Raw genomic sequence first — 25,512 nt, forward strand, 5'->3', positions numbered from 1 at the left:
TAATACATATGAAAAAGATAATATATAGTTTGTTGTTTGCCGCTTTGTTCTCGGCATGTAGTACCGATTTTTTAGATCGGAATCCTTTGGACAAACCTTCAAACGAAGCCTTTTGGAGAACTGAAAAAGATGCCATGGCCGCAGCTACAGGGTGTTATAATGGTTGGTTTTCTATGGATGAAGTGATTTATGCCGACTGTGCGTCGGATAATGCTTATAATCCTTTTACTTGGGAAGGCTGGGCAGTACAGGCTGCAGGTACAGCGACCCCGACCGATCCGGGTTATAGCTATATGGGGTATGGAAACATGGTTCGCTATAATAATTTCCTGGAGAATATCCATCGCCCCGAAATGAATGAAGATTTACGCAAACGCTTGACAGCCGAAGTACGTTTTCTGCGTGCATGGGATTATTTTCAGAAAGTGACGCATTATGGTGATGTGCCCTTGGTAACTTCCGTTCTTGAAATTAAAAACGCCAATTTGCCACGTACTGAGAAAGCGAAAGTGGTTGAGTTTATCTTGAATGAACTGAAAGAGATCGCTCCGCAACTTCCCGAATCTTACTCCGGAAGTGATGTCGGACGTATAACTCGTGGTGCAGCTTTGACACTGAAAGCTCGTCTGGAACTGTTCGAACATCAGTATGATGATTGTATGGCTACTTGTAGCGAAGTAATGGGATTGGGCTACGAACTGTTTCCTGATTATAAAGGTTTGTTTAAGATTGCGAATGAAAATAATTCGGAAGTTATTCTGGATGTACAATATGTAGAAAGCCTGTACGGTAACTGGGTTTTGGGAGTATTGCCTCCGGCCAGTGTGGGCGGATGGTGTTCTATCAATCCTACTCAATCACTGGTAGATGCTTTTGAGTGTGAAGATGGAAAAACAATCGAAGAGTCTGAGGTATATGATCCGAAAGAACCTTACCTGCACAGAGACCCTCGTTTGGCTGTTACCGTATTAGCTCCGGGAAATCTATACGAAGGAAAACGTTACGACCCAATCGATGTGAAAGATCCGAATGGAGATTATTATGCTCCCTACGGACGTTCTAAAACAGGATATCTAGTTCGTAAATATGTGGACGATTTGTCTGATTATGCAGATATGTGGGATTGTGGTATGAATGCCATTGTTATGCGTTATGCAGAAGTGCTGTTGATGTATGCCGAATGTAAAATAGAGCTGAATCAGATTGATAATTCCGTTTACGATATTTTGGACGACATACGTACCCGTGCTAAAATGCCGGTTGTAGACAGGACCCGATATACCGGTCAGGAGAAATTGCGTGAATTACTCAGAAGAGAAAGACGTGTGGAGCTTGCTATGGAAGGACTTCGGTGGTTCGATATTTGCCGTTGGAAAATCGGTGAACAAGTGTTGAACGGGAAGGTATATGGTTGTTTACTTGGAACGGTCGATCCTGTAACCGGTGCCCTTTCATTGACAAATGAACGAATTTTTGTTGAGAACCGGAAATTTGATCCGGCAAAGCATTATCTGTGGCCTATTCCGCAGACAGTGATTGATGCCACTCCGGCAATTGTACAAAATCCCCATTATTAATTTCTCTCTATTTGATATATGGTTAAGGTAACAGAGATGTTTTTCAGGATATTTTTTTTCTGTAGTATGCTTGTATTCTGCTCCTTCCCTGCATTGGCAGGGGAGGCAGAGGCAAGAGTGGTGTTGAACATGAATACCGGTTGGGCTTTTCATCGGGGAGAAGTTGAAAGCGGTGGGCAGCCCGGTTTGGATGATTCCGGTTGGATAGCAGCTATCATCCCTCATATTATGCAATTAGAGAAGAAGCATTGTGGAGGAGATATTATTTATGATGGAGTCGGGTGGTATCGACGTACTTTCAGAGTACCGTCACAATACAAAGACAAACAAATAAAAATTTCGTTTGAAGGAGTCATGAATGCTTGTGAAGTCTATTTGAACGGACAGAAGATTAGTGCTCATCGGGGAGGTTATGTCGGTTTTGTAACAGATATTACTACTCGGATAAACTGGGACCGGGACAATCTGCTGGCAGTTCGGGTTTCTGCCGAATATGATCCACTTACACCTCCTGGAAAACCACAGGCAGGTATGGACTTCTATTACTATAGCGGGATTTATAGAGATGTGGAAATGGTTATCAGTGATCCGTTACATATCACTCATGCTTTAGAAGAGGAAGAGGTAGCTGGAGGAGGCATCTTTGTTACTTATCCGGTAGTCGGAAAAGAAAAAGCCGTGACCCATGTTAAGGCTCATGTCAGAAACGAAGGGAAACGAAAGAGGAAAGCCCAACTTCGTACGCAACTGATAGATAAGAGTGGAAAAATAGTGGCCTGTCAATTGACTCCTTTTCGGTTGTCAGCCGGTGAGGCCATTCATCTGGAGCAAAATCTGGAAATAGTACATCCATCGTTATGGCATCCCTATGATCCAAACTTGTATACGTTGCAAAATGAGATTGTTGAAAACGGTAAGGTTGTAGATTGTCATACTGAATCCATAGGTATACGTACTATTGCTTATACCCGCGACGGAGGTTTCTATATTAATGGCGAATCACTTTATCTGCGTGGAGCCAATCGCCATCAGGCATTTGCACATATAGGAGATGCAGCTGCTAATTCTATGCAAGAAAGAGATGTGATCGATTTGAAGCGGGGCGGATGCAATGCCGTCAGAGCAGCTCATTATCCGCAGGATCCTGCATTTTTGGCTGCTTGTGATAAGTACGGGTTGCTGGTAGTGGAGTGTATCCCCGGATGGCAGTATTTCAAGAACGATTCTACATTCATTTCCCGTCTTTATGAAGTTGGGAAGCAAATGATTCGTCGGGATAGGAATCACCCTTCCGTCATACTATGGGAAACAGCGCTTAATGAAAGCCGCTATCCGGCAGAGATAGCCCGGAATCTATATGCTATAGCACATACCGAATATCCCGGAGATCAGATGTACACTGCCGGCGACTACTTTGGACATGCAGACCGGGTAGACTGTTTCGATGTTTTTTATAAACAGGTATCCCGTTTTCCAAAAGACGGTGATGTGATGAGTAATTATCCGGAGGACCAGATCGCAGTGAAACCTTTGTTTTGTCGTGAGTGGGGTGACGGAGTAGGAGAAAAACCTAGGGTAAGCCTGATGGAAAATGAAGAAGAGCAATTGAAACAGTGCAGAGGGCGTTTTTTGCAACTTAACGGGCATGGATATTTCGACTGGTGCATGCTTGATGCTAATCCCAGAATGGGAGGACATTTTTTGTGGAGTTATAATGATTATGCACGTGGAGCAGAGCAGGAAACCATGTTTTGTGGGATAGTCGATATAAACAGATATCCCAAGTTCAGTTACTATATGATGCAGAGCATGCGTGATAAAGAAATATCCCAACCGGGATTATATGATGGGCCGATGGTATTTATTGCATCACAAAACACTGCTTCACGTTATGTTTCGTCAGTAAATGAGATCACCGTATTTTCCAATTGTGACGAAGTACGCCTTTTCCGTAATCATCATTTGATTGGAAAACAGATGCGTAAGGAGCGTACTCCTCTCTATCGTTCCATTGTAGAAAAAGGTGGGAGTCCCTGTTATGTTTTTAATGCCGGTACTTATGAGGCCGGTGAATTAGTGGCAGAAGGGATAGTAGATGGAAAAGTCGTTGCTACCCACAGTGTACGCACTCCGGAACAACCTCGACAGGTCAAAATTTGGTTGAAGGAAGAGAATATACAACCTGTGGCGGACGGATCGGATATGATTCCTGTCTACTTTAAGGTCTGTGATTCAAATGGTACTCTTGTCAATACATCGGATGTCCGGATACATATTTCCGTATCCGGTGAGGGAAGTCTGATCGGGGATGGAATAGAGCGTATCGGGATTAATCCCCAGTTGGTGGAAGGCGGAGTAGGATATGCGCTGATACGAACGACTTGTCGTCCCGGTAAAATTCATATTTCGGTTACGGCAGACGGACTCCGGGGGGACACCCGGGAAATTGTAACCCGGAGATACGACGGGGTATTTGTACCTGAAGGGTATCACGTTCCCTATTCCGGAGATGAAGAAGAGGGAGTTGTTGTAAAGGCTACTGCCTGGGAAAACGTCATCTGTACAAAAACTCCGTTAAAAGTGGTTCGGGTTGAGGCTACTTCGGAACAGAAACGCTATGAGGCTTCTCATATTACAGATGGAGATGATTTTTCATGGTGGATTGCTGATGATGAATCTCAGCCCCAGATCGTTCTACTTGAATTGGAACGATCTGTGAATGTGTTTGCCAGTCGGATTCGTTTTCAGAAGGATAGTTCTACTTATACCCATAAGGTCGAAATTTCTATCGACGGAAAGAGTTGGGAGACTCTATACGAACGAGAATGTACCGGATGGGATTTTAAGCCTGTGCAGATCGGTAAGGAACTGAAATATATGCGCCTTACCATTGAGAAAAGCTCGGAGGGAGCAGCCGGATTGGCTGAAGTTACATTGTATCAATAAATGAAAAAAGTAATGAATATGAATTATCGAAGTTTGACTCTATCCATTCTGTTAGGAATGATAGTACATTTCGCTGTGGAGGCACAGACCTTGCCGGAGAAGCAATTTTTCCATCCCGACCGGGTGAAATATGATAAAGATTGTTTTACTATCGAAGGAAAGGATATTTTTATACTCAGTGCTGCGTTCCATTACTTCCGTTGCCCGCAGGAATTGTGGCGTGACCGCTTCCGGAAGATAAAAGAAGCCGGATTCAATACTGTGGAAACCTATGTCCCCTGGAATTGGCATGAACGGAATATGCCGAAGAGTGTGGACGACTATTCGCAATGCAATTTTGATGATCTGAAAGCATGGCTGCATATGGCACATGAAGAGTTCGGATTGTATACCATTGTTCGTCCCGGTCCTTTTATTTGTGCCGAGTGGGCCGGTGGTGCTTATCCGCGCTGGCTTGCCAAATTTTGCCCGGACAGCTATGATACCAGTTTCTGGCTTCGGAGCAACCATCCTGAGCACATGAAATGGTCGGAGCATTGGTACAATGCTGTTTGCCGGGTATTTAGTGAGGAACAACTCACTCGTAAGCAACCGGGTGAGAAGGGTATCATAATGGTACAATTGGAGAATGAATACATTTACTTTGATATGGAGTCCGAGAAAAAGGAAGAATTTCTGCGGGTACTTTCGGATGCTTGCATCCGAAATGGCATTGATGTCCCTCTTTTTACTTGTGTGACTCCCGAAGTGCGCGGTTCTCATGATCCGGTGATCAGCCAGCTGTTTGACATGGATAATCAATATGTATGGTGGAATATGCACGAGGCTAAATCACGTATAGAGAAGTTAAAGGCCGAACAATCCAATGCACCTGCATTTGTGTGCGAGTTGCAAGGTGGCTGGTTCTCTACCGTCGGTGGGCGTCTGAGTGAAGACAGTTATCTGGACGGACGTCATGCCCGGGGGATGGCCTTGATGGCTATGGCGGGTGGTTCTACCGGATTGAATTATTATATGTTCTTTGGCGGTACTCATTTTGCCGGATGGGGAGCCCGTCGTATGACTACTACTTATGATTATGGAGCTCCGCTAAAGGAAAACGGAGGGGTCGGTGAGAAATACGCTGCAGTGAAAGGAATTGGTGAGGTGGTCGATAAGTTCGGGGGACTGCTTGTCAGAAGCCGGCCTGTCCGGTTCGATGTGCAAGGAGCCGATAACCTGACTATTGGGATTCGCCGGGCTGCCGACGGAACTTTGTTTGTCTTTCTGTTGAATCGTGATAAAAAACAGGCATTCCGTCAATTAGTCAATTTGACTGTTGAAGGGAAACCCATGAGGATAGATTGTCAGTTGGCAGCTTTGGATAGTAAGTTGCTGGTGGTGCACGCCGGAACTGATACGGTGGAGTGGTATCCGCGTGAACAAACTTTGCCGGAACGTCCGGTCGCTTTACCTTTACCTATCACTATTACAGATGTCTGGCGGAAAGACGAAGACTTTCGTGGAGACTGGATACCGTTGCGTAAAGGTAAATCTCTTCCCGAGTTGGGAGTCAATGATTGCCGTTATTCAATGTATCGTAGTCAGGTGAATCTTACCCAGAAAGAAGTTGACCGCTATGGTTCGCTGGTTTTTGAACTCTTCACCGGTGATCCTGTTTACGTCCGCGTGAATGGGGAATTTGCTGAGCGTGTATCGAAGGACGAGCTGGACAATACTTTTATCGTATCCGGGCTTTTACACAAAGGCGTTAACGAGATCATTGCCATTTACGAGAACCGGGGGCATGCTCACGGATACCGTCCGATGGAGGAATTAAGCGGAGTCAAGCAGGCCGGTTTCGGACGCAGGCAGACAGGTATTCAGCCTATTGAAGAATGGTTTGTAAAATCTGTCGGAACGGACGAGCCCCGTTTGATGCCCGCTGTATTTGCTGAAGATGCGGGGTGGGAAAAAATTCTGCTCGATCAGCAAACGATTGATAACCTGGCTACCTTGCAAATTGCCGGATTGGAGAAACCGAAATGGCCTGCTGCCTGGATTTTACAGGAGAAAGCCGGTTGTGCCGTCTATCGTACATGTATCCGCTGGACACCAGAAATGATTCGTGAAGGGATGACTGTCCTTGAATTTGGTTGTATAGATGATGCCGGAACCTTATGGGTGAATGGTGTGGAAGTAGGTACGCACGAAGAGTGGGATAAACCTTATGTAATCAATGTGGCCCCTTTCATTCACGAGGGCGATAATGAGATAGCTATGGTGGTGAGTAACCGGAGCGGGGCAGGTGGTCTGCTCAAGGGAGTCCGTTTAAAACAGGAGTTCGAGGTGATCAAGAAGCTGAACTGGGAAGTTTCCACCGATCTCGGAGGAATCTGTCAGGACTGGAATTTGGGAACGGGAAGCACAGAGGGCTGGTCTGTTGTGAAGTTATCAGCCGATTATCCTTTGGTGCGTAAAGGAGAGCTAACCGGAACAGTCGATGGCGGACGGGATGCATTGCTTACCTGGTATCGTCTCGAATTCAATATGCCCCGGAAAAATCCTTCGGTATGGATTCCCTGGAAGCTGATTGTAAATGCTACCGGAACGGGATATATGTGGTTGAACGGACACAATATCGGACGCTATTGGGAAGAGGGGCCGCAACGAGAGTTCTATCTTCCGGAGTGTTGGTTACGTGCCGGAGAAAAGAATGTGATAATACTTGGATTACGTCAGTCCGAAACGAAAGGTGCCTGCCTGTTTGGTGCTGAGGTGGCTCCTTATACAGAGGATGTCGAATGTATGGAATAATAAGAGCTGTCATGAAAAAATATTTGTATGTATTGATTGCATGGATGTTGCCTTTATGTAGCATCCATGCACAAGCTCCGGTCTGGAATCCGGATAATGGAAATGGGACGTTTACTAATCCTATTATGTGGGGTGACTGGCCTGATCCGGATGTGATCCGGGTGGGCGATGACTTCTATTTTGTCTCCACAAGTATGCATTATGTTCCCGGTTGTCCCATTGCCACATCGAAAGATTTGGTGAATTGGAAGATGGCAGGATATGCTGTCGACCGATACGATGAAGATGCACGCTATGATTTGAAGGGGGGCGATCGTTATCTGCGTGGATCATGGGCTGCCACTATCCGTCATCATAACGGTAAATTCTATGTTGGCTTTTGCACTCCTTCTTGGGAAGGAGAGGGCCCCGGGCACTTTTCCATTTGCATTGCCGATGATGTGAAAGGCCCTTGGGAACGGACTATCTTTCCGGAATACCTGTATGATCCGGGATTACTGTTCGATGACGATGGCAAAGTATATGTTTTCCACGGACAAGGGACACTGTATGTTACAGAGCTGGCTTCCGATGCTAAATCTGTGAAGGGAGAGAAAGTGAAGATATGGGATAAGCGATTTAAGAATGCCCATGAATTCGGAGGAGGCTATGGCATGGAAGGTGCCCATGCTTATAAGATCAACGGGAAGTATTATCTCACTTGTCCGACCGGTGGAACCGAAGGCTGGCAAATATGTCTGCGTTCCGATAACATCTATGGACCCTACGAACATAAACTGATCATGAATGATTCCGGTTCTTATCCTCCCAACGGTTTGCATCAGGGGGGAATGGTGCAGTTGAAGAATGGTGACTGGTGGTTTATTATCATGCAAGACAGAGGCCCTATCGGGCGTGTACCTCATTTGGTACCGGTGAAATGGGTAGATGGATGGCCGATGCTTGGCAGTGGTGGTAAAGACATTATTACCTATCCGAAACCTGAGGTCGGAAAGACCTATCCGTTCGCTTCTCCTGCCACAACGGATGAATTCAATACATCTTCGCTCGGACTTCAATGGCAGTGGAACCATAATCCGGACAATAGCCGTTGGTCCCTGAAGGAACGGAAAGGACATATGCGACTGAAAGCCTCGTATGCCGAATCGTTGAAGACAGCCCGCAATACATTGACCCAGAGGGTACAGGGACCTTCTTCCGAAGCAACAGTCGAACTGGATGTCTCCGGACTGAAAGACGGAAATGTAGCCGGTTTCGGTGTATTTGAATTCCCCTATGCCTATGTGGCTGTAGAGCAGACTAATGGTGAAAAGAAAATTGTAATGTGTAATGATGGTCAAACGATTGAAACAATCGATCGTTTTGAAGGGAACAAAATATGGATACGTGCCCGTGTGATGGATGTAGGTTTCCGTGCCGTTTTCTATTACAGTACCGATGGCAAGTATTTCCTTCCCATCGGTAATGAACTTAGTATGGGGCTTGGGCTGGTCTGGACTGCCAATCGTTTTGCCTTATTCAATTTTAGTAAGGAGAAAGTGGGAGAAGACGGATATGCCGATTTTAATTGGTTCCGTTTCACCAATAAATAATAAAAGGCGGGGATAACCTTTTCGCCATAGATTGGGAGTGTGCCGAAACTCATTGCAGAGTAACATAGAGTTCCACAGAACGAATTTAACCTATTGATAGCTAATGATATTTATTAGTATAAATCCGTGTAAGCTGTGATGAGTGCGAGTTTCGACATACTTTCAATCTGTGGCGATTTCAGGTATATGGCACATTTACCAGAACTTATTTTGTTCGGCATTGTATTCGAACCCGATCGATTCCAGTTTTCCGATCAGTATGTCCTTGCTGATATTCATATCTTCACAGAGTTCGTCGAGCGATGCATAGCAATCGCGAAGTTTCATGTTGATGACGCTAAACAGCATCATCGGATCTTCAGGAAGTTCCATAATTATTCTTTTTTTAAAACGGCTGCAAAGATACGGTAACTCTGTGTATCCTGCAAGAGCACTTCTTTCTTAAAATCATCCAAAGGTGACTATCCTTATTTTTCAAAATAGTAACATAATATCGGATTGCCTACCGTGGTCAGTATCGGTTCTTTAGACACTTCACCTGTCTGTATATCCAGTGAGTAGATACCTTTTGCTTTAGCCGATGAGTTACCTATCAACATACTCCCTTTATAAAGGGAAAGCATAACCCCGAAACCGTTGGACAAGTCAAGTCCTTGCACTTTTTTCATGGTTTTATTGTACAGATCTATTTCCACTGCAAGATCGGCGATGGCTGTGTGTCCTTGTTCTCCCGGTTTGTAGTAACCCGGCATATTGATGTAAGCATACGCTTTTCCATTACCTACATACCGGATGGCGGAGATAAATCCGGCAGTCTTTTCTTCTCCGCCGATGGCGGCTCCTGTGATTGTCCATTGATAAGTCGGGTCGAACTCCGTTTCTCCGGCTTTGATACGCATAACTCCGGCATTATGCCCTTTGACCATACCAAAGCCTCCCATACACGAAATGTAGATGTCTTTCTTCTCGTCCATGAAGATGGAATAGCGGTCGATTGGGCGGGTTGGCATAGAGATGCCGCTGGTCTTGTCTGTTATCATTTTCAGCAACTTATCCGTTTGGGTGTCAATGATGGCAATGTCGCTGTACGGGCGATCCTGTGGGGGAATCCATCCACCCACCATCTGGCTGAGGCCTACGAATAGGAGTCCGTCGCGCAGTAACATGGCGGATGGATCCGGATTGCTGTCGGATACTCCTAATGAAGTCAGGTCTATCTCTCCTTGCTGTGTCATGGTAGTGGGATCGAAGATAGCGATCTTGCCTAATCCTGCCATGGATAGATAAGCTTTGCCGGTAGACGCAAAAACGATATTGGTGGCGGAAGAGTTGGGTGGCAATTTCATTGTTCCCGTTCTTGACAGCTGCCCGTTGTTCCGTGTATATTTCACTAACTCGTTCTTGCTATCGCCCATGTATCCCGGAAAAACGAAAATATCGTTCCCTTCGATAATCGGGTATGATCCTCCGTACGGAATGGGAATTCCGTTGTTGTTATTTGTATTTTGTGGAAACTCGTCACGGATCAGTTGCAGGTAAGCTGCTCCTGTCATTCCGTCGGGATTGGGCAGGATGGTTGCCAGAGCGATGTTGGCATCGGTGGTCGGGACTTTAGGGTTCGGATCTTTTTCGCATGCAGAAAATACGAGTGCAGTGCCGGCAAGTGCCAGCATCAAATTTCTAATCTTCATAGTTTTTGGGTTTTTAAAATAAATAATCTTGTTTCATTTCAATACATATCTTAACCTTACTTCCCAGTTACGTCCGGGTAGGGGACGATTGAACTCAGACATCATTCGGGCATCAGTCAGATTATTCATTCGTGCCGAAATGATGAACCGTCCGTTCATAAAGCTGTGTTCTATTCCGATATTGGCCGAGAAGGTGCGTGGAATTCTCCGTTCCTGAAACCGGCTTTGTTCAAAATCGTAGAAATATTCTTCAACAAAAGAACCGTCTGTAAAGATACGGGTGTTCTGTCCCTTGCCTCCGAACAGATTCTCTTTATGATATTCTAGTCCGGCATTTGCCAGAAGGTAGGGAATGTTAGGCATCCGACTACCTTTGGTCGGGTTGGTTATATGGGTATTCGGTTCAAATTTCCGCACATCCCGTAAGTCCTGGTAGGTCATGTTGCAGTAGCCGTAAAGCCAATGAGTCAAGTCCGCCTTGACCTCTACTTCAACTCCAAGGGTACGCATTTTTCCGAAGTTTTGATATTGAGACTGGAGATATCCTCCTGTAAACCGGATCATATTCTCAAGATATCCATAGAAGGTATTTACTTCTACCTGTAAGTTGCTGGCATCCTTTCCGGTGCGGTCTAAAAGAAAACCCAGGTTTACGCTTGTATTGCGTTCAGGAAGCAGGTTTCCGGAAGGGGCGACTGTATATCCGTCACCCAAAAGTTCGCTTTCGGCCGGCAGGCGTACGTCATATCCTACCGAGAGTTTACCCATGAAATCCGGAGTAAATCTATAGCGTAGAGCGTTGCTGATGCCAAAATCCCGTTTCAACATATCCACTTTCTCGGCTTCCGAAGACATGATACTGCTCATGTGAGTATTCATACCATACATATAATATTTCACGTTGAGCGAATTCAGGAAGATATCATTGTCGGTGCGGAAATCGTATCCCAGTCCGGCAATCCAGCTTGCCATCGTACTTCTGAAATTGGTTTTATAACCAACAACTTTATTTTTCAGGTCATCTTTCGGGTGTCCGGATGCGAAACTGAACAGTGAGTTCAAGTTGATAGAATGATTATTATTGATCACATAGTTCAGATGCAACTTGTGGGTGATGGTGTGTTTCTCGTTTCTGGCATTCGAGGCCCATTTGCCTATCTCTCCTCCATATTCGGATACAGCAGGATAAGTCGTACCGTCCCAGTTGTATCGGTAAGCAGCGGTATCCACCATGTGGAATACCGTGTAGGCATAGGCCAGATTCGATTCCATATCGAGCCCTTCTGTCAGGAAGTTTTCTTTTTCCAGTTTGTTGGCGAAAATGAAGGCGTCTGAGTAAGTGTGGGCTTTCTCAATATTATATTCAATACCTTGTATCTCTTTGAAAGTGTGTATAAAGACAGGTTCGAACTCTACTAAATCGAACCACCATTTACGAGCCTTCAGGCTACCTGCAACAGCCAGTTTCTTGAATTTGTCATGGTTGCGCTTAATGATAAGCCCTTCTTCAAAAGGAGATTCCATCTTGTAGTTATTGTCAGAGTAAGTATAAAATCCTCCGCCTCCGAATTCTAATCCTTTGGTAGCGATGTTGCGTTTGGTTACTAACGAAAGTTTGTGTGTGTTAAAACTTTCGATACTGTAACTGGCATCGAGGTATTTAGGCGGATACTCTCTGATGACAATATTTACGGCTCCCCCCACAGAAGAGCCGCCAAACCTGGCCGGTACCACTCCTTTGTAGATTTCGATTCGGTCGATCATGTCTACAGGTATGTCATTGATATCGATGAAGTCTGAATTGTCATTCATCGGGCTACCGTCTATGAAAAAGCCGATGCGTTTTCCCTCTAACCCACGTACGGAAACACGGGATGAACTGCCTACCCCTCCTGTGTTGCGGATAGTTACACCCACCGTTTTCGACAGAACATCCTGAACATTACTGACAGTTCCCTGCAACTGTTGCATACTTATCACTGACATGGGCATAGCCTGTTCGCGCAGTTGGCGGGCTTCGCTTTTGGCTGTGACGACAACTTCACCCAACGACTGAGTTTCCGGTTCTAGACGAATCACTAACTTCTTGGTTTTCAATTCGGAGATTCTGACCTCTTCTTGTCGGGTACGATATCCCATATAGGAGATAACAATTCGATAGTGTCCCGCAGGGACTTCTATTGAAAATTCACCGTTCTTATCGGTGGAAGTCCCTTTTTTCAGTGACTCTACGTATATATTGGCCCCCACCAGTGTTTCTTCATTATTGGCATCTATGATGACTCCGCTTAATTTTCCTGTCTGCACTTGTGCATGAAGTAAGTTGCATGCGGTAAACAGGATGGCGGTTAAAACAAGTATCCTATATTTCATGGCTTTCTCTCCTTATTTCGATAAATGTCGGTCGAACTTCAATGGTATAAGGGGCCCTGGTGCTACTGTTAGGCTTGGCGGTTTCGGCAGCCTGTACCCGTAAGGTGATAAACAGAGTTTCGGGAACTCCGGATAAATTTACTTTCATATTTAGTTTTTATGTTTTGGGTTGATGTTTATGATTTACTGTAATTTACCTATTAATGGGGATTGTACCGATGTATGGGTTATCGTAATTTTGTATCAGTTCTCCAATTGGGGACAAAAGTAGAGCCTTATCGGCTTTTACTGCTTACGCGAAAAGGAACTTGACTTTAACTTAAAGGAATAATGATGGTTACTCGGTTAATGAAACATGATTTGTGTGAAATGGTGTTGGAATGGCCCATGCCGAACATCGTAAAAGGAAAACGGACGGAAAAAAATAACTACCGGATTGACAATACGTATTTGAAAGCGACATTTGAAGAGATATCTACTCCGTTGTTTTCGATTATGGATCAACATATATCCAGTGAAGAACCTATTAAAATATATACTCGGGCTGACGACTATCATGCCGTTTGGTTTTGTGCCACTTTTGCAGGACATGCTACCTGTTGTTATAACTCTGTAATCCGAAGTGAGGAGTGGAATAAAGGAGATGCCAATTTGTTAAAATGTGACGGGGTAGACTCTTGTGTTCACTTTCCTAAAAACACGCCATTCCATATGATGGAAATCATGCTGTCACATGATTATCTCCGTGAACTTGCCATACACTATCCCGATTTGCTGGGCGGTAAAGATTTTGAAACCGTCCTTTGTAATGGTCTGTACAGGGCGTACCGGAAAAATCGTCCGTTTGGTCCGGGTGTTTATAAAGCGTTGCACGATATCAGACTTTCACAACTCAATGGCAATATGGCATCTATGTATGCAGATGCTAAGATACGGGAGATCCTTTCACTTTTTCTGGCCGGGCAGGAAGAAGAAAATTATCTTCATTGCTCATGTACTATCGGGATAACATGTGATAAAATTCATCATGCTAGGGCCATTATTGAGCAGGAATATCTAAATCCTCCGTCACTTCACCAGCTGGCATTGCGGGTGGGTACCAATGAATGTACGCTTAAGCGAGGATTTAAGACAGTATTTGGTACAACCGTATTTGGTCACATCTTTGAGTATCGCATGAAGATGGCTTGTCGCTATCTATTGGACAGCAGTAAGACGATACAGGAGATTGGGGCGTGTGTCGGTTATGAATATCATGCTCATTTCTCTACTGCTTTCAAGCGAAAGTTCGGACTTACTCCTTTGGAATACAGATGTAGCCGATTGTCCGGTTCTTGAATAGGCTGTCTCAACTCCTCCTTCACATTTGTTATTCTTTGCGATATTTTCTCCGTAGGCTGAGGTCTATCACATAAGTTGTGGTAAAGTTCGTCTATAAGAACTGTTATTTGTCCGGACTGAAAAGAGGATATTCCACTACTGTTTCCTTTTCGGAGATCAGTTTCTCTATTTCCTTTATGGATACTGAAATCTTTTTGTTGATTTTCGTGCAATTTGTTTAGAGTTCCGGTGAGATTGGAAAATACCTAAAAGGTACTGTTGTTGTTTTTTGTAATATTTTGAAAATCAGATTGCTGCAAGTCTTAATTTTGATTTTATCCACCGATAATATGCTTGAAACGGCTATTTTCTGCCACCTACCAGAAAAAAGAAATCCCTGATAATGCTTGATTATCAGGGATTTGATTGAATTTTCTTTTGTTCTCAGTGATCCGCCTGGGGCTCGAACCCAGGACCCCAACATTAAAAGTGTTGTGCTCTACCTGCTGAGCTAGCGAATCAATCCTTATTTGCGTATCAGTTATTTCCTGATTGCGGGTGCAAAGGTAGTGACTTTTTTTATATTTGCAAGCTTTTGGATGAAAAAAGTTTCATTTATTTTTTAGTATTTTCCTCTGCTGATTGATTATCAGTGACTTCGTGCCTGTCATATTTTATTTTTTCTTTGTTGATAATGAAACGCTGATAATAGGACAACATCAAAGTGGTGAGTGGGAGTGCTATGATCATACCTAGCATTCCGAGTAAAGATCCCCAAATGGAAAGGGATAAGAGAATAATAGCAGGGTTGAGTCCTGTGATCTTTCCCATAATTCGAGGGACAAGGAAACCGTCTTGAATGGCCTGGACAACGATGAATACAATAAGAGCACCTGCCAGAATTACCCAGAAGTTTTCACCGGTATCAGCAGCCTTAAGGATGGCAAGTACGATGGTGGGCAGGAAACCGATGATTTGTAGGTAGGGTACCATATTGAGTGCTCCGATAAATAGCCCTAAAGCAATGGCCATCGGGAAATCAATGATCAGGAATCCAATGCTGAACAAAATCCCTACACAAAAAGCAACAAAGGCTTGCCCACGGAAATAACGGTTCATGCCATCCTGAATATCATTCACCAGATTGGAAGCGAAAGTACGGTATTTACCCGGAAGCAAGTGTAGCCAGCCTTCGGCTATAGACTCATAGTCGAGCAGAATAAAAACTACATATAATAGAATAATGAAAGAAGCAAAGACACTAAACAGGATATTGATGGATTCCGCGACAAGGGCCCAGAGCTTAGGGACCGTTTCTTTAATGGTATTCATTATATTCTCTTCACTCAGGATACGGTTGAGTGCCTGAAGGTCAATGTGCTTGTGGATAAACTCCGAAAGAGTAGGAGGGACAGTGCCGGAACTGTAGGTACCATTGGTCAGATAGGTTACCAGTAGATCGTTCATGCGTCCCATTTCGGCAAGCATGGGAGGCACCAGCAGATAGAAAAGGGAAATACCCACTATGGTAATACTGAACAACGCGCAGAAAATAGAAATGATTCTACTTTTGAAACGTAATTTGTACTGGAAGAATTTGACGAGTGGGTAAATCATATAAGCGATGAGCCATGCTACGAAAAAAGGTAGCAATACACCGCTGAGCCTTTTAAAAAGTATGAGTAATCCCACAATGAGCGCACAGCAGATAGAACCGCGTATGAAACTATCAAATGTAATTTTTTTCCTTTCCATGATAACCTGATATTTGATGTGCGACCTCATCGGTATGACTTGGCTTTACTGCCGTGAGGTCCTTATGATTTTTCTCGATCTTCTTGTAAAGCGCGTTGGTAACATTCCCGACAGAGCGGCTCGTATTGGGCTGTTTCCCCCAGTAAAACTTGTTTGTCATTCTTTACGGTACGGTGTGAAAAAGAAGCCAACTGTCCGCATTTCACGCAGATGGCATGTACTTTCGAAACTTCGTCGGCAATAGCGCATAGAGCGGGCATCGGGCCAAAAGGAACTCCTTTGAAATCCATGTCCAATCCGGCTATAATGACACGCACTCCGTTATTGGCCAGTTGATTGCATACATCTATCAATCCACTGTCGAAGAACTGTGCCTCGTCGATGCCTACTACATCTATTTCGGATGTAAAGAGCAAAATGCTTGCAGAAGAGTCAATGGGTGTGGAGGAAATGGAATTACTGTCGTGTGAAACAACGTCGCCTTCCGAATAGCGGGTGTCAATGGCAGGTTTGAATATCTCTACACGTTGACGAGCGAACTTAGCCCGCTTCATGCGGCGAATCAACTCTTCCGTTTTTCCGGAAAACATAGAGCCGCAAATTACTTCGATTCTTCCTCTTCTTCTAGTCTCTTGTATATGATCTTCTGAAAATAATACCATGCTGATGTATGTTATAATTGCTTGCAAAAGTAATAGTTTTATTGGCTTCTCAGTGTTTTTTCATTATTTATTTCTACATTTGCCAAGTCATTCAAAGAGAAATTCAGATGTAGATATGCAAGCATTGCTGAACGACATAGAGCTGGATATTCAGGAGCTTAAGTACCTGATGGAAATCATTTCACGCGAACCGGATTCCGTTTTGCGCGGAGTGGCACGAAGAAATATTGTGCAAATGCGAGGACGACTGGATGCATTATTGGAGCTGTTGGATGCAAAGCCTGTGATAGCGGCCGACGCTTCTGAAAGTCCGGAGAACAGACCTGTAACGGAAACAATAGAGGTTGTGGAAATCCCGGCTTTAAAAGAAACTGTGGCTGACATTCCAGAAGAAAACGAAGAAGCCGCAGTAGCAGAAGACTCCCAGGAGGCAGTCGAGCCTGGGCCGTTGAGTTTGTCTGAAGCGGTTATCGAACAGGTACCTACTGTGGAACTTGATCCTGTGGCTGATGAAAAAGAAGAAGTATTCGAATCGGTATCGGTTCCACAATCAGAGGAACCGACTGTGAAAGTTGAGACTAGAGTGGCTTCTTCACCCATCTTGGCCGAACGTATCAAAACTGCAGGTGATTTGCGTCGTTCGATCAGCTTGAATGATTCGTTTCGCTTCTCCCGTGAATTGTTCGGAGGAAGTATGGAACAGATGAATAATGTGTTGCATCAGATTGGTGAAATGAGTTCATTGGATGCAGCTCTTGTTTTTCTGTCTTCAAAGATCAAGGTCGATGAAGAAAATGAAGCTATGAATGATTTTGTAGAGCTTCTCAGGAAACATTTTATATAATGAATATTTGAAGAGAGATATGGGAAAACTATATGTGGTACCGACACCGGTCGGAAATTTGGAGGATATGACATTCAGAGCTATTAAAGTTCTGAAGGAGGCCGACTTGATTCTGGCTGAAGATACCCGTACTTCCGGAATCTTGCTGAAACACTTTGAAATTAAAAATGTAATGCAATCCCACCATAAGTTTAATGAACATAAAACGGTGGAGAGTGTTGTTAATAGAATAAAGGCAGGCGAAACAATCGCTTTGATTTCGGATGCTGGAACGCCGGGAATCTCTGATCCGGGCTTTCTTGTGGTTCGTGAATGTGTACGTAACGGTATCGAGGTGCAATGTTTGCCGGGTGCTACAGCTTTTGTTCCGGCATTGGTTGCGTCGGGATTGCCAAACGAGAAATTTTGTTTCGAAGGCTTTTTGCCTCAGAAGAAGGGGCGCATGACAAAGTTAAAATCACTGGTAGATGAACACAGGACGATGGTATTTTATGAATCACCCCATCGTTTGTTGAAGACGTTGACACAGTTTGCCGAATATTTCGGGCCTGAGCGCCAAGTGTCTGTATCTCGTGAGATTTCAAAGATTCACGAAGAAACGGTTCGCGGCACTTTGAGTGAACTGATAGAACACTTTACCGCTACCGACCCTCGGGGCGAGATTGTGATTGTACTTGCAGGAATAGACGATTAATAATAACTTCATTTAAAAACGTAAAATGTAATCGTATGAAAAAGTTAGCAATTTTATTAGTATGCGCAGCTATGTTGGCTTCGTGTAACGGCCTGGGTGGTGGAAGTAAAGACCTGAAGGCAGAAAATGATTCTCTTTTGATGGAGTTGACCCAGAGGAACGCCGAATTGGATGAAATGATGGGTACTTTCAATGAGGTTCAGGAAGGATTCCGTAAAATAAATGCAGCCGAGAGTCGCGTAGATTTGACTCGTGGAACTATCTCTGAGAACTCTGCTACTGCAAAACAGCAAATAGCATCTGATATCGAATTCATCACAAAACAGATGGAAGAGAACAAGGCACAGATCGCTAAATTGCAGGCTATGTTGAAGAGTAGTAAGAATAATTCGGCACAGCTGAAGAAGGCCGTTGAGTCTTTGACTCAGGAATTGGTTGCCAAAACTCAACGTATTGAGGAACTTCAGGCTGAATTGGCTTCTAAGAATATCCGTATTCAGGAATTGGATGCCGCTGTAACCGGTCTGACTGCTGATAAAGAATCGTTGGCTGCCGAGAACGAAGCAAAAGCCAAGACCGTAGCTGAGCAGGATAAAGCAATTAATAGCGCATGGTTTGTGTTCGGTACCAAGTCGGAACTTAAGACTCAGAAGATTCTTGAAAAAGGAGATGTGCTGAAAAGTGCCGATTTTAACAAGGATTATTTTACTCAGATTGACATCCGTACTACTAAGGAGATTAAGTTATATTCAAAACGTGCTGAGTTACTCACCACTCATCCTGCCAAATCTTATGAACTGGTTAAAGATGATAAGGGCCAGTTGACTCTGAAGATCACAAACCCGAAAGAATTCTGGAGTGTATCTAAGTATTTGGTTATCCAAGTTAAGTAAATTGTATAAAATAATTATAGCTGATAAGGGCACGGATTGCACAGCAAGTAGTCCGTGCCTTCTTTTTGAACTGTACCCGATACTTTAATATGAAATATAAGAACCTGTTTTTTGATTTGGATGATACTCTTTGGGCCTTTTCCCAAAATGCGTATGATACGTTTGAGGAAGTTTATGACAAATATAGACTGGGACAGTATTTCGATTCGTTCTCTCATTTTTATTCTCTTTACCAAAGACGGAATACGGAGCTGTGGGTTGAGTACGGAAACGGACAGGTGACTAAAGAGGAACTGAACCGACAGCGTTTTTTATATCCTTTACAAGCTGTTGGTATAGATAATGAAATGCTTGCAAAACGTTATTCTGATGATTTTTTCTCGATCATTCCTACTAAAAGTCGGTTAATGCCGTATGCAGAAGAGGTACTTTCGTATTTGGCACCCAAATATAATCTATATATTCTTTCAAATGGCTTTAGAGAGTTGCAATCCCGCAAGATGCGTTCGTCAGGTATCGATACCTATTTTAATAAAATAATTCTTTCGGAGGATCTGGGGGTGATGAAGCCTTGGCCGGAAATATTTTATTTTGCTTTGTCGGCTACACAGTCCGAACTGCGTGAATCGCTAATGATAGGTGATAGTTGGGAAGCGGATATTACAGGTGCCAATGGCATAGGGATGCATCAGGCTTATTATAATGTGTCCGGGCGTGCCGATTTTCCGTTCCGTCCTACTTATTTAGTGACTGATTTGAAAGAGTTGATGGAACTATTGTAACATTTATAGATATATTGTATTTTTGCGTTCAATATAGAACGCATAAAAATACAACTATGGACACTCTCTTACCTTTCGCTTTACTCTGTTTTACCTCTTTCTTTACGTTGACTAACCCTTTGGGAACAATGCCTGTCTTTTTGACCATGACCCATGGTATGACTGATAAGGAGCGACAAGCTGTTGTTCGCCGTGCTACTTTCGTTTCGTTTATCACTTTAATGGTATTTGTTTTTGCAGGACAATTCCTTTTTAAGTTCTTTGGTATTTCTACCAATGGGTTCCGTATTGCAGGTGGGGTTATCATTTTTAAGATTGGTTTTGATATGTTGCAGGCCCGGTATACTCCAATGAAATTGAAAGACGAAGAGATTAAAACTTATGCGGATGATATTTCGATTACTCCACTTGCCATACCGATGCTTTGTGGTCCGGGCGCAATAGCAAATGCTATCGTGCTAATGGAAGATGCCCATACGATTGAGATGAAGGGAACGCTAATTGGCATTATTGCTTTGATTTATTTTATTACTTTTCTGATATTGCGCGCTTCTACCCGATTGGTCAAAGTGTTGGGCGAAACGGGAAACAATGTGATGATGCGTTTGATGGGGCTTATCCTGATGGTGATTGCAGTCGAGTGTTTTGTTAGTGGATTACACCCGATATTGGTAGGTATCTTGAAAGAGGGGCTGCTTTAAATAAAGAATTGGATATTATTTAAGGAATAAAATGCCCGGATTACATAGTGCAATCCGGGCATTCTTTTCGATTGGGTCAATACTTTAGAAAGTATTCTTTTAATTAGCGGCTACCACCGGCCCACCAAACTGGATCGGTATATACATACTGACCGTTTCCGAAGGCTACTTCTACGTTCGGGTTTGCACTTACGTCATCTGCTCCATAAGGTGCACGAAGCGGGAATTTATAGGGATTGTCTAGTTTGATGTACTCTTCACCCATTGCTTTCAAACGACGTACATCGTTGTAACATTCTGTTGTTTCGCCGAAAGCTCCAAGGAATGCAATATATTTCTGTACCATTACCTCTTTTACCGGATTGGCATCGAACAATGGTTTTACATTGTTTGTGAAATACTCTTCTGCTTCAGTAGCTGTAATCGCTTTAGTAGTTTCTTTAACACCTCCATAACTTTTTACTGTAGGGGCGTTGAATGCAGCTGAAACTCCTGTTTCGGCATTTGCAATGGCTGCTATTACAGCATCTTTTAAAGCATTGGCCGCCTCGTCCTTTCTATTTAACCGAGCTAATGCTTCAGCTTTCAGGAAGAGTAACTCATGATAGCTCATAAGTAAGGTCGGGCATGTTTGTGAGTATACGAAGATAGGAGTGTTATATTCGTATTTAACAGACTCTGCCGTACCATTGTCTGCCATCAGGAATCTCGGATCATCAGCACCTGTAACTTGGATAGATACAGCATTTTCGTTTTCAGTTAACTTACCTTGTCCGATACAGAAGATGCGGCGTAATCTCGGGTCATTGCGTTCTATTAGCTTGTCAGCGTAACTTTTACTTGCAGCCAATCCGTCGCGACTCCATTGGAAGTCAAATAGAGGATTTAAGTTTGTTGCACTATAGATAGAGAAAGCAGCCTGTTCTTCAATAGATGTATATGATTTGTCTACATATTCCAGAATTTTTTGCAAATCGGCATCTTTTGAGGAGGAACGGGCTAATAGTCGCATTGTATAACGTGCTTTCAATCCATAAGCGAGCTTTAGCCATGCCTCGCCATCACCTTTATATATAAAGTCATATTCTCCAATTTCATCACTTTTATCGCCTTTGGGAAGATCGGTAATTGCAGTATCCAGATATTCCATAATAGCAGTATAAATAGCTTCCTGTTTGTCTAATTCCGGAGTCAGAAACTGAGGTTGTCCGTTTGCTAATTCGGGAAGGGCAGCCTGGCTGAAAGGAGTGTCACCGAATGAGTCTGCGATCAGTCCGGCATTAATTGCTGCCAATACTTCACCGATACCTTTTGTCGTATAATTGCCCGTGACTTCATTAGAACTGATATTAATAGCGATACGTGCATTCTTCAGTGTAGAGTATAAATTACCCCATACATTGTTAAAAGTAGAGGATGCCGAGGGCTCTCCGTTACGTTTCTCCGCATTTGCCAATTGGTTATCCACTCCAACCATATGTTCTACATAAGTAGAATAATATGTATTAAAGTCACCTCCGATGTTGCTAAATGCGGTTGCTGTGATTACATCCGCCAAAATGAATTTGGCAGGAACACTGGTTGTATGGTCTTTGTCTTTATTGATGTTGTCCATTGTGTCTTCCGAGCAGGAAGCAAATGCAACGGAAATCAATGCCACAGACAAGATACCTTTTGATAAATTAAATATTGATTTCATTTTTGTCCTTTTTAGAATTTAACTGTAATACCAAAACCATAGCTTGATGTTCCCGGAAGAGAGAAACGCTCAAAGGCACCGGCCATGTTGTTGTTTCCCTGTGATGATTCGGGGTCAATACCATTATCCATTTCTGACCAGAGCAACAGGTTACGTGCAAAGACATTCACTGTAACTCCTAAATAAGATTTATTCAGTACCGGATAGCTGAGGGCGATTTCACGTAGTTTCAGGAATGAAGAACCATATACTCCGGCCTCAGAGATTGTACTCAGTCTGTCGAAATAGTTATAAGCATTTTCACCGCTGATTTTAATATCGTTGGGTGCATAAGAACCGTCGGCTAATTGTTTAACGGCCGGTTTCTCAAAGTAGAAGTGATCTGCTTTACGATAGTCTGCTGATTTCTGAGTAACACCGTAATAATCGAGTGTTGAAACGGATCCGGCATACATGCATCCACCTTGTTTCCAATCGAGTACGGCCGAAAGACGGAATTTGTAGAATTCAAATGTTGTATTGAAGCCCATTCTGAAGTCCGGAGATACATTTCCTAATACTCTGTTTTCACCTAATGTCGGCATACCGTTTTCATCTACGACAATCTGGCCTTCCTCGTTTCTTTGATAGCTTGTACCATAGATAACCGGGAATTTGTCTCCTGCGCTCAAACGTACCTGCGGATCAACAAAACCTCCTAACATGATGCTTGATACACCGGGCGCCAGTTTATCAACGTAGTTATCGATTTTTGAGAAGTTAAATGCGAAATCCCAGTTGAAGTTCTTTGTCTGAATTGGATTCACACTCAAAGTGATTTCGTGTGAATTGGTATGTACGGAACCACCATTGGTGATCAATTCGCTATATCCGGTAGAAGTAGCCAAGGGTACTTCGAAAATCTGATCTTTCACATTCTGGCGAGAATAGGTGTAATTCAGTGAGATCAAACCATTCCAGAAACTGAAGTCTGCACCGATTTCGTATGATTTGGTGTTTTGGGGTTTCAGATTCGGATCATAAATCTTGTAGTATGGGATATATGAGCTGATTGATCCGATAGGATATTGTATAGGAGTACCTGATGAGAATCCGCCGCCGTAAACCGGTGTTCTATAGTAAGAAGGATAATAGGTACCTGCCTGACCTACTTCTGCATAAGAAGCACGGATTTTACCATAAGTCAAAACATCGTTCTTCAATGCTTCCAGTTCGGTAAAAATGAAACCGAGTGAAACTGAAGGATAAGTGAATGAACGGTTGTTGCGTGGCATAGACGAAACAATATCATTGCGGACAGTTGCATTCAAATACAACATGTTACGGTATGCTAATGAAATGTTACCAAAATTACCAACGGTACGCTCGCGATGATAGGTTCCTGTAGATGAATAGATTGATGCGTTAGCTATATGGTTCCATCCCGGGAAATTGAAGTTACTTCCGAGATTGTATTTGTATTTTGAAGAATTATCGACTAATTCATTACCATATAACACGTTTAAATCAAGTTCCGGAGTGATTTTCCAGTCATAAGTAACAGTTAACAATGAATTTATTTCATTGTTTGTAACGCTTTGCTCTTCAATGCTACCTGTTCCGTTGGAGTGTCCATATCCCCATGTGTCGGTATAGTTAGTGGTATAAGCATCGGTACCTAACTGGTATTTTACATCCAGTTTATGATTTTCTGTACCGAAATCGGTAGAATACTTAGCGAACGCATTTCCGAAGAAACGTTGAGTACGTTCTTTAAAAGAGTTGTTTTCAACTGCCCAATAAGCACCGTCGAAACCGCCTGTAGAACGGTATGTATTTTGAGTATAAGGATCTCCGTCTATGTGTGAAGGAATACCGCCTAAATCATAGCTTGACGGTGCACCGTATACCGTTGCCATGATACCATTGTTGGCACCGGTCTGTTTTTTGATTTTAGAATAAACGAAGTTTCCGTTGAAACCAGTTGACCAATTCTTGCTCAGTTGAGCTTGTGCAGTCAGTTTTGCATTATAACGATCCATACCGGTTGAAGGTACAATACCGTTTGCTGTAGTGCTGCCTAATGACAAAGAATAACTTCCTTTATCAAGGCTTTGTGCTACGTTTGCACTGCTGTTCCAGGTAACACCTGTATTGAAGAAATCTTTAGCATTGTCGTATGCACGGGGAGTAGCCCATGGGTCCAGTCCTGCCTTGGCACGTTGGTCTACATAATATTGTCCCTGATGCTTTCCGAATTTCTGAGTGTAACTGTTGTCTGTGTTACCACCATATTTAGGGTCATTGGCAAGTTCTGAAATCAGAGGTCCCCATGAACGGGAGTCAGACGGGCTAAAAGCACCGTTGAATCCTTGTGCGAATTCTTTTTGGAAATCGGGCATGGTAGAGACCTTATCGAATGAAAGACCTGTATTGATTGTAACTTCCGGTTTACCTTTACGTGCGCCTTTACCGCTCTTGGTGGTGATTACTACCACACCGTTTGATGCACGCATACCATACAGAGCAGAAGCAGCCTGGCCTTTCAGGATGTTGATGCTCTCAATGTCATTCGGGTCGATATCTACCGCACGGTTCGCATAGTCGGAGCCTGTAACAGAGTTGAAAGTGTCCAAGTCAGTAGATGATGAGATAGGCATACCATCTACTACGTACAATGGAGTATTATCTCCTGTAAATGAACGTGAACCGCGAATAGTCATTTTAGAAGAAGCACCCGGCATACCTGATGACGGAGATATTTCCACTCCTGAAACCTTACCTTGCAAAGCGCTGGAAAGGTTGCTGCTTGAAGCCTGAGTCAGCTTATCTCCTTTAACATCCTGCACAGCATATCCTAACGCTTTTTTCTCTTTTGAGATACCCATTGCTGTTACTACAACTTCGTCAAGTGCCTTAGCATCAGTCTTTAATATCACTTTGATTACCGGTGCAATTGCTACCTCAGCAGTCTGCATTCCGATGTACGAAATCTGCAAAGTCTTTGCAGAACTGTAGTATGTGCTAACTATCTTATAATATGATTATTACAAATTCAGATTGAACTTAGTGTAGAAAGAAACTGTATTTAATAAATATCTTATTATCTGCATATTACAGATGATCTGTTTTTCTGAAAACCTCAATTAGTTGCACTTTATATATCTTATAAAAGTTACGTAATAATCTAATTATCAGAAGTAATAAG

At 43.3% G+C, this 25,512-nt stretch carries 18 protein-coding genes and 1 tRNA gene; 10 read left to right on the forward strand and 9 right to left on the reverse strand.

The window, feature by feature from the left end:
• Positions 1-8: 8 nt before the first annotated feature.
• From BSHG_RS14585 to BSHG_RS14570, 4 genes are read left to right on the forward strand one after another with little or no spacing between them, the layout of a single operon-like run.
• On the forward strand, positions 9-1,577 hold the full coding sequence (locus BSHG_RS14585; RefSeq protein WP_005801521.1) for a RagB/SusD family nutrient uptake outer membrane protein: 1,569 nt from the start codon (positions 9-11) through the stop codon (positions 1,575-1,577).
• 18 nt (positions 1,578-1,595) lie between these two features.
• Positions 1,596-4,523, forward strand: a complete 2,928-nt coding sequence (locus BSHG_RS14580) for a glycoside hydrolase family 2 TIM barrel-domain containing protein (RefSeq protein WP_008769358.1) — start codon at positions 1,596-1,598, stop codon at positions 4,521-4,523.
• Positions 4,524-4,535: 12 nt separating this feature from the next.
• Positions 4,536-7,319: a beta-galactosidase gene (locus BSHG_RS14575; RefSeq protein ID WP_008658411.1), complete on the forward strand. Its 2,784-nt coding sequence runs from the start codon at positions 4,536-4,538 to the stop codon at positions 7,317-7,319.
• A gap of 11 nt (positions 7,320-7,330) precedes the next feature.
• On the forward strand, positions 7,331-8,911 hold the full coding sequence (locus BSHG_RS14570; RefSeq protein ID WP_008658413.1) for a glycoside hydrolase 43 family protein: 1,581 nt from the start codon (positions 7,331-7,333) through the stop codon (positions 8,909-8,911).
• Positions 8,912-9,106: 195 nt separating this feature from the next.
• On the opposite strand, the gene BSHG_RS14565 is transcribed toward BSHG_RS14570, so the two are convergent.
• The 4 genes from BSHG_RS14565 to BSHG_RS21430 all read right to left on the reverse strand — a co-directional run bounded on the left by BSHG_RS14565 (position 9,107) and on the right by BSHG_RS21430 (position 13,123).
• Entirely contained in the window at positions 9,107-9,283 is a 177-nt protein-coding gene (locus tag BSHG_RS14565) for a DUF4250 domain-containing protein (protein ID WP_005784603.1), read from the reverse strand.
• 95 nt (positions 9,284-9,378) lie between these two features.
• Positions 9,379-10,602 carry a hypothetical protein gene (locus BSHG_RS14560; protein WP_008658414.1) on the reverse strand — a complete coding sequence of 408 codons (1,224 nt, stop codon included), beginning with the start codon at positions 10,600-10,602 and terminating at the stop codon, positions 9,379-9,381.
• Positions 10,603-10,635: 33 nt separating this feature from the next.
• Positions 10,636-12,975 (reverse strand): TonB-dependent receptor, encoded by a 2,340-nt coding sequence (locus BSHG_RS14555; protein WP_008658415.1) that lies wholly within the window; start codon positions 12,973-12,975, stop codon positions 10,636-10,638.
• On the reverse strand, positions 12,965-13,123 hold the full coding sequence (locus BSHG_RS21430; protein ID WP_005796358.1) for a hypothetical protein: 159 nt from the start codon (positions 13,121-13,123) through the stop codon (positions 12,965-12,967). The genes BSHG_RS14555 and BSHG_RS21430 overlap by 11 nt, the downstream gene beginning before the upstream one ends.
• Positions 13,124-13,305: 182 nt before the next feature.
• Between BSHG_RS21430 and BSHG_RS14550 the strand changes: the two genes are divergently transcribed.
• Positions 13,306-14,313: a helix-turn-helix transcriptional regulator gene (locus BSHG_RS14550; protein WP_008658416.1), complete on the forward strand. Its 1,008-nt coding sequence runs from the start codon at positions 13,306-13,308 to the stop codon at positions 14,311-14,313.
• 430 nt (positions 14,314-14,743) lie between these two features.
• Here BSHG_RS14550 and BSHG_RS14545 read toward each other — a convergent pair.
• The 3 genes from BSHG_RS14545 to BSHG_RS14535 form a co-directional block, all read right to left on the reverse strand.
• Positions 14,744-14,816 (reverse strand) — tRNA-Lys (locus BSHG_RS14545).
• Positions 14,817-14,910: 94 nt separating this feature from the next.
• A complete protein-coding gene (locus BSHG_RS14540) occupies positions 14,911-16,050 on the reverse strand; it encodes an AI-2E family transporter (RefSeq protein ID WP_014298223.1) in 1,140 nt (379 codons plus the stop codon).
• Between the two features lie 62 nt (positions 16,051-16,112).
• The gene (locus BSHG_RS14535) at positions 16,113-16,712 is read right to left on the reverse strand and encodes a thymidine kinase (RefSeq protein WP_005784663.1); all 600 of its coding nucleotides are present in this window, start codon (positions 16,710-16,712) and stop codon (positions 16,113-16,115) included.
• Between the two features lie 4 nt (positions 16,713-16,716).
• On the opposite strand from BSHG_RS14535, the gene BSHG_RS14530 reads away from it, so the two are divergent.
• From BSHG_RS14530 to BSHG_RS14510, 5 genes are all read left to right on the forward strand, one after another.
• Complete coding sequence (locus tag BSHG_RS14530; protein ID WP_005796354.1) at positions 16,717-17,556, forward strand: hypothetical protein; 840 nt, start codon at positions 16,717-16,719, stop codon at positions 17,554-17,556.
• Positions 17,557-17,575: 19 nt separating this feature from the next.
• Complete coding sequence (gene rsmI / locus BSHG_RS14525; RefSeq protein ID WP_005784666.1) at positions 17,576-18,250, forward strand: 16S rRNA (cytidine(1402)-2'-O)-methyltransferase; 675 nt, start codon at positions 17,576-17,578, stop codon at positions 18,248-18,250.
• A gap of 35 nt (positions 18,251-18,285) precedes the next feature.
• The gene (locus BSHG_RS14520; protein WP_005784668.1) at positions 18,286-19,143 is read left to right on the forward strand and encodes a hypothetical protein; all 858 of its coding nucleotides are present in this window, start codon (positions 18,286-18,288) and stop codon (positions 19,141-19,143) included.
• 89 nt (positions 19,144-19,232) lie between these two features.
• Positions 19,233-19,925 carry a YjjG family noncanonical pyrimidine nucleotidase gene (locus BSHG_RS14515; RefSeq protein WP_005784670.1) on the forward strand — a complete coding sequence of 231 codons (693 nt, stop codon included), beginning with the start codon at positions 19,233-19,235 and terminating at the stop codon, positions 19,923-19,925.
• Between the two features lie 56 nt (positions 19,926-19,981).
• Positions 19,982-20,626: a MarC family protein gene (locus BSHG_RS14510; RefSeq protein ID WP_005778522.1), complete on the forward strand. Its 645-nt coding sequence runs from the start codon at positions 19,982-19,984 to the stop codon at positions 20,624-20,626.
• 103 nt (positions 20,627-20,729) lie between these two features.
• Here BSHG_RS14510 and BSHG_RS14505 read toward each other — a convergent pair whose 3' ends face one another.
• Positions 20,730-22,325, reverse strand: coding sequence for a SusD/RagB family nutrient-binding outer membrane lipoprotein (locus BSHG_RS14505; protein WP_008658424.1), 1,596 nt, complete (start codon positions 22,323-22,325; stop codon positions 20,730-20,732).
• A gap of 11 nt (positions 22,326-22,336) precedes the next feature.
• Positions 22,337-25,303, reverse strand: a complete 2,967-nt coding sequence (locus BSHG_RS14500; RefSeq protein ID WP_080559906.1) for a SusC/RagA family TonB-linked outer membrane protein — start codon at positions 25,301-25,303, stop codon at positions 22,337-22,339.
• Positions 25,304-25,512 lie beyond the last annotated feature (209 nt).

It is taken from the genome of Bacteroides sp. 3_2_5 (assembly GCF_000159855.2).
GTDB lineage: Bacteria > Bacteroidota > Bacteroidia > Bacteroidales > Bacteroidaceae > Bacteroides > Bacteroides fragilis.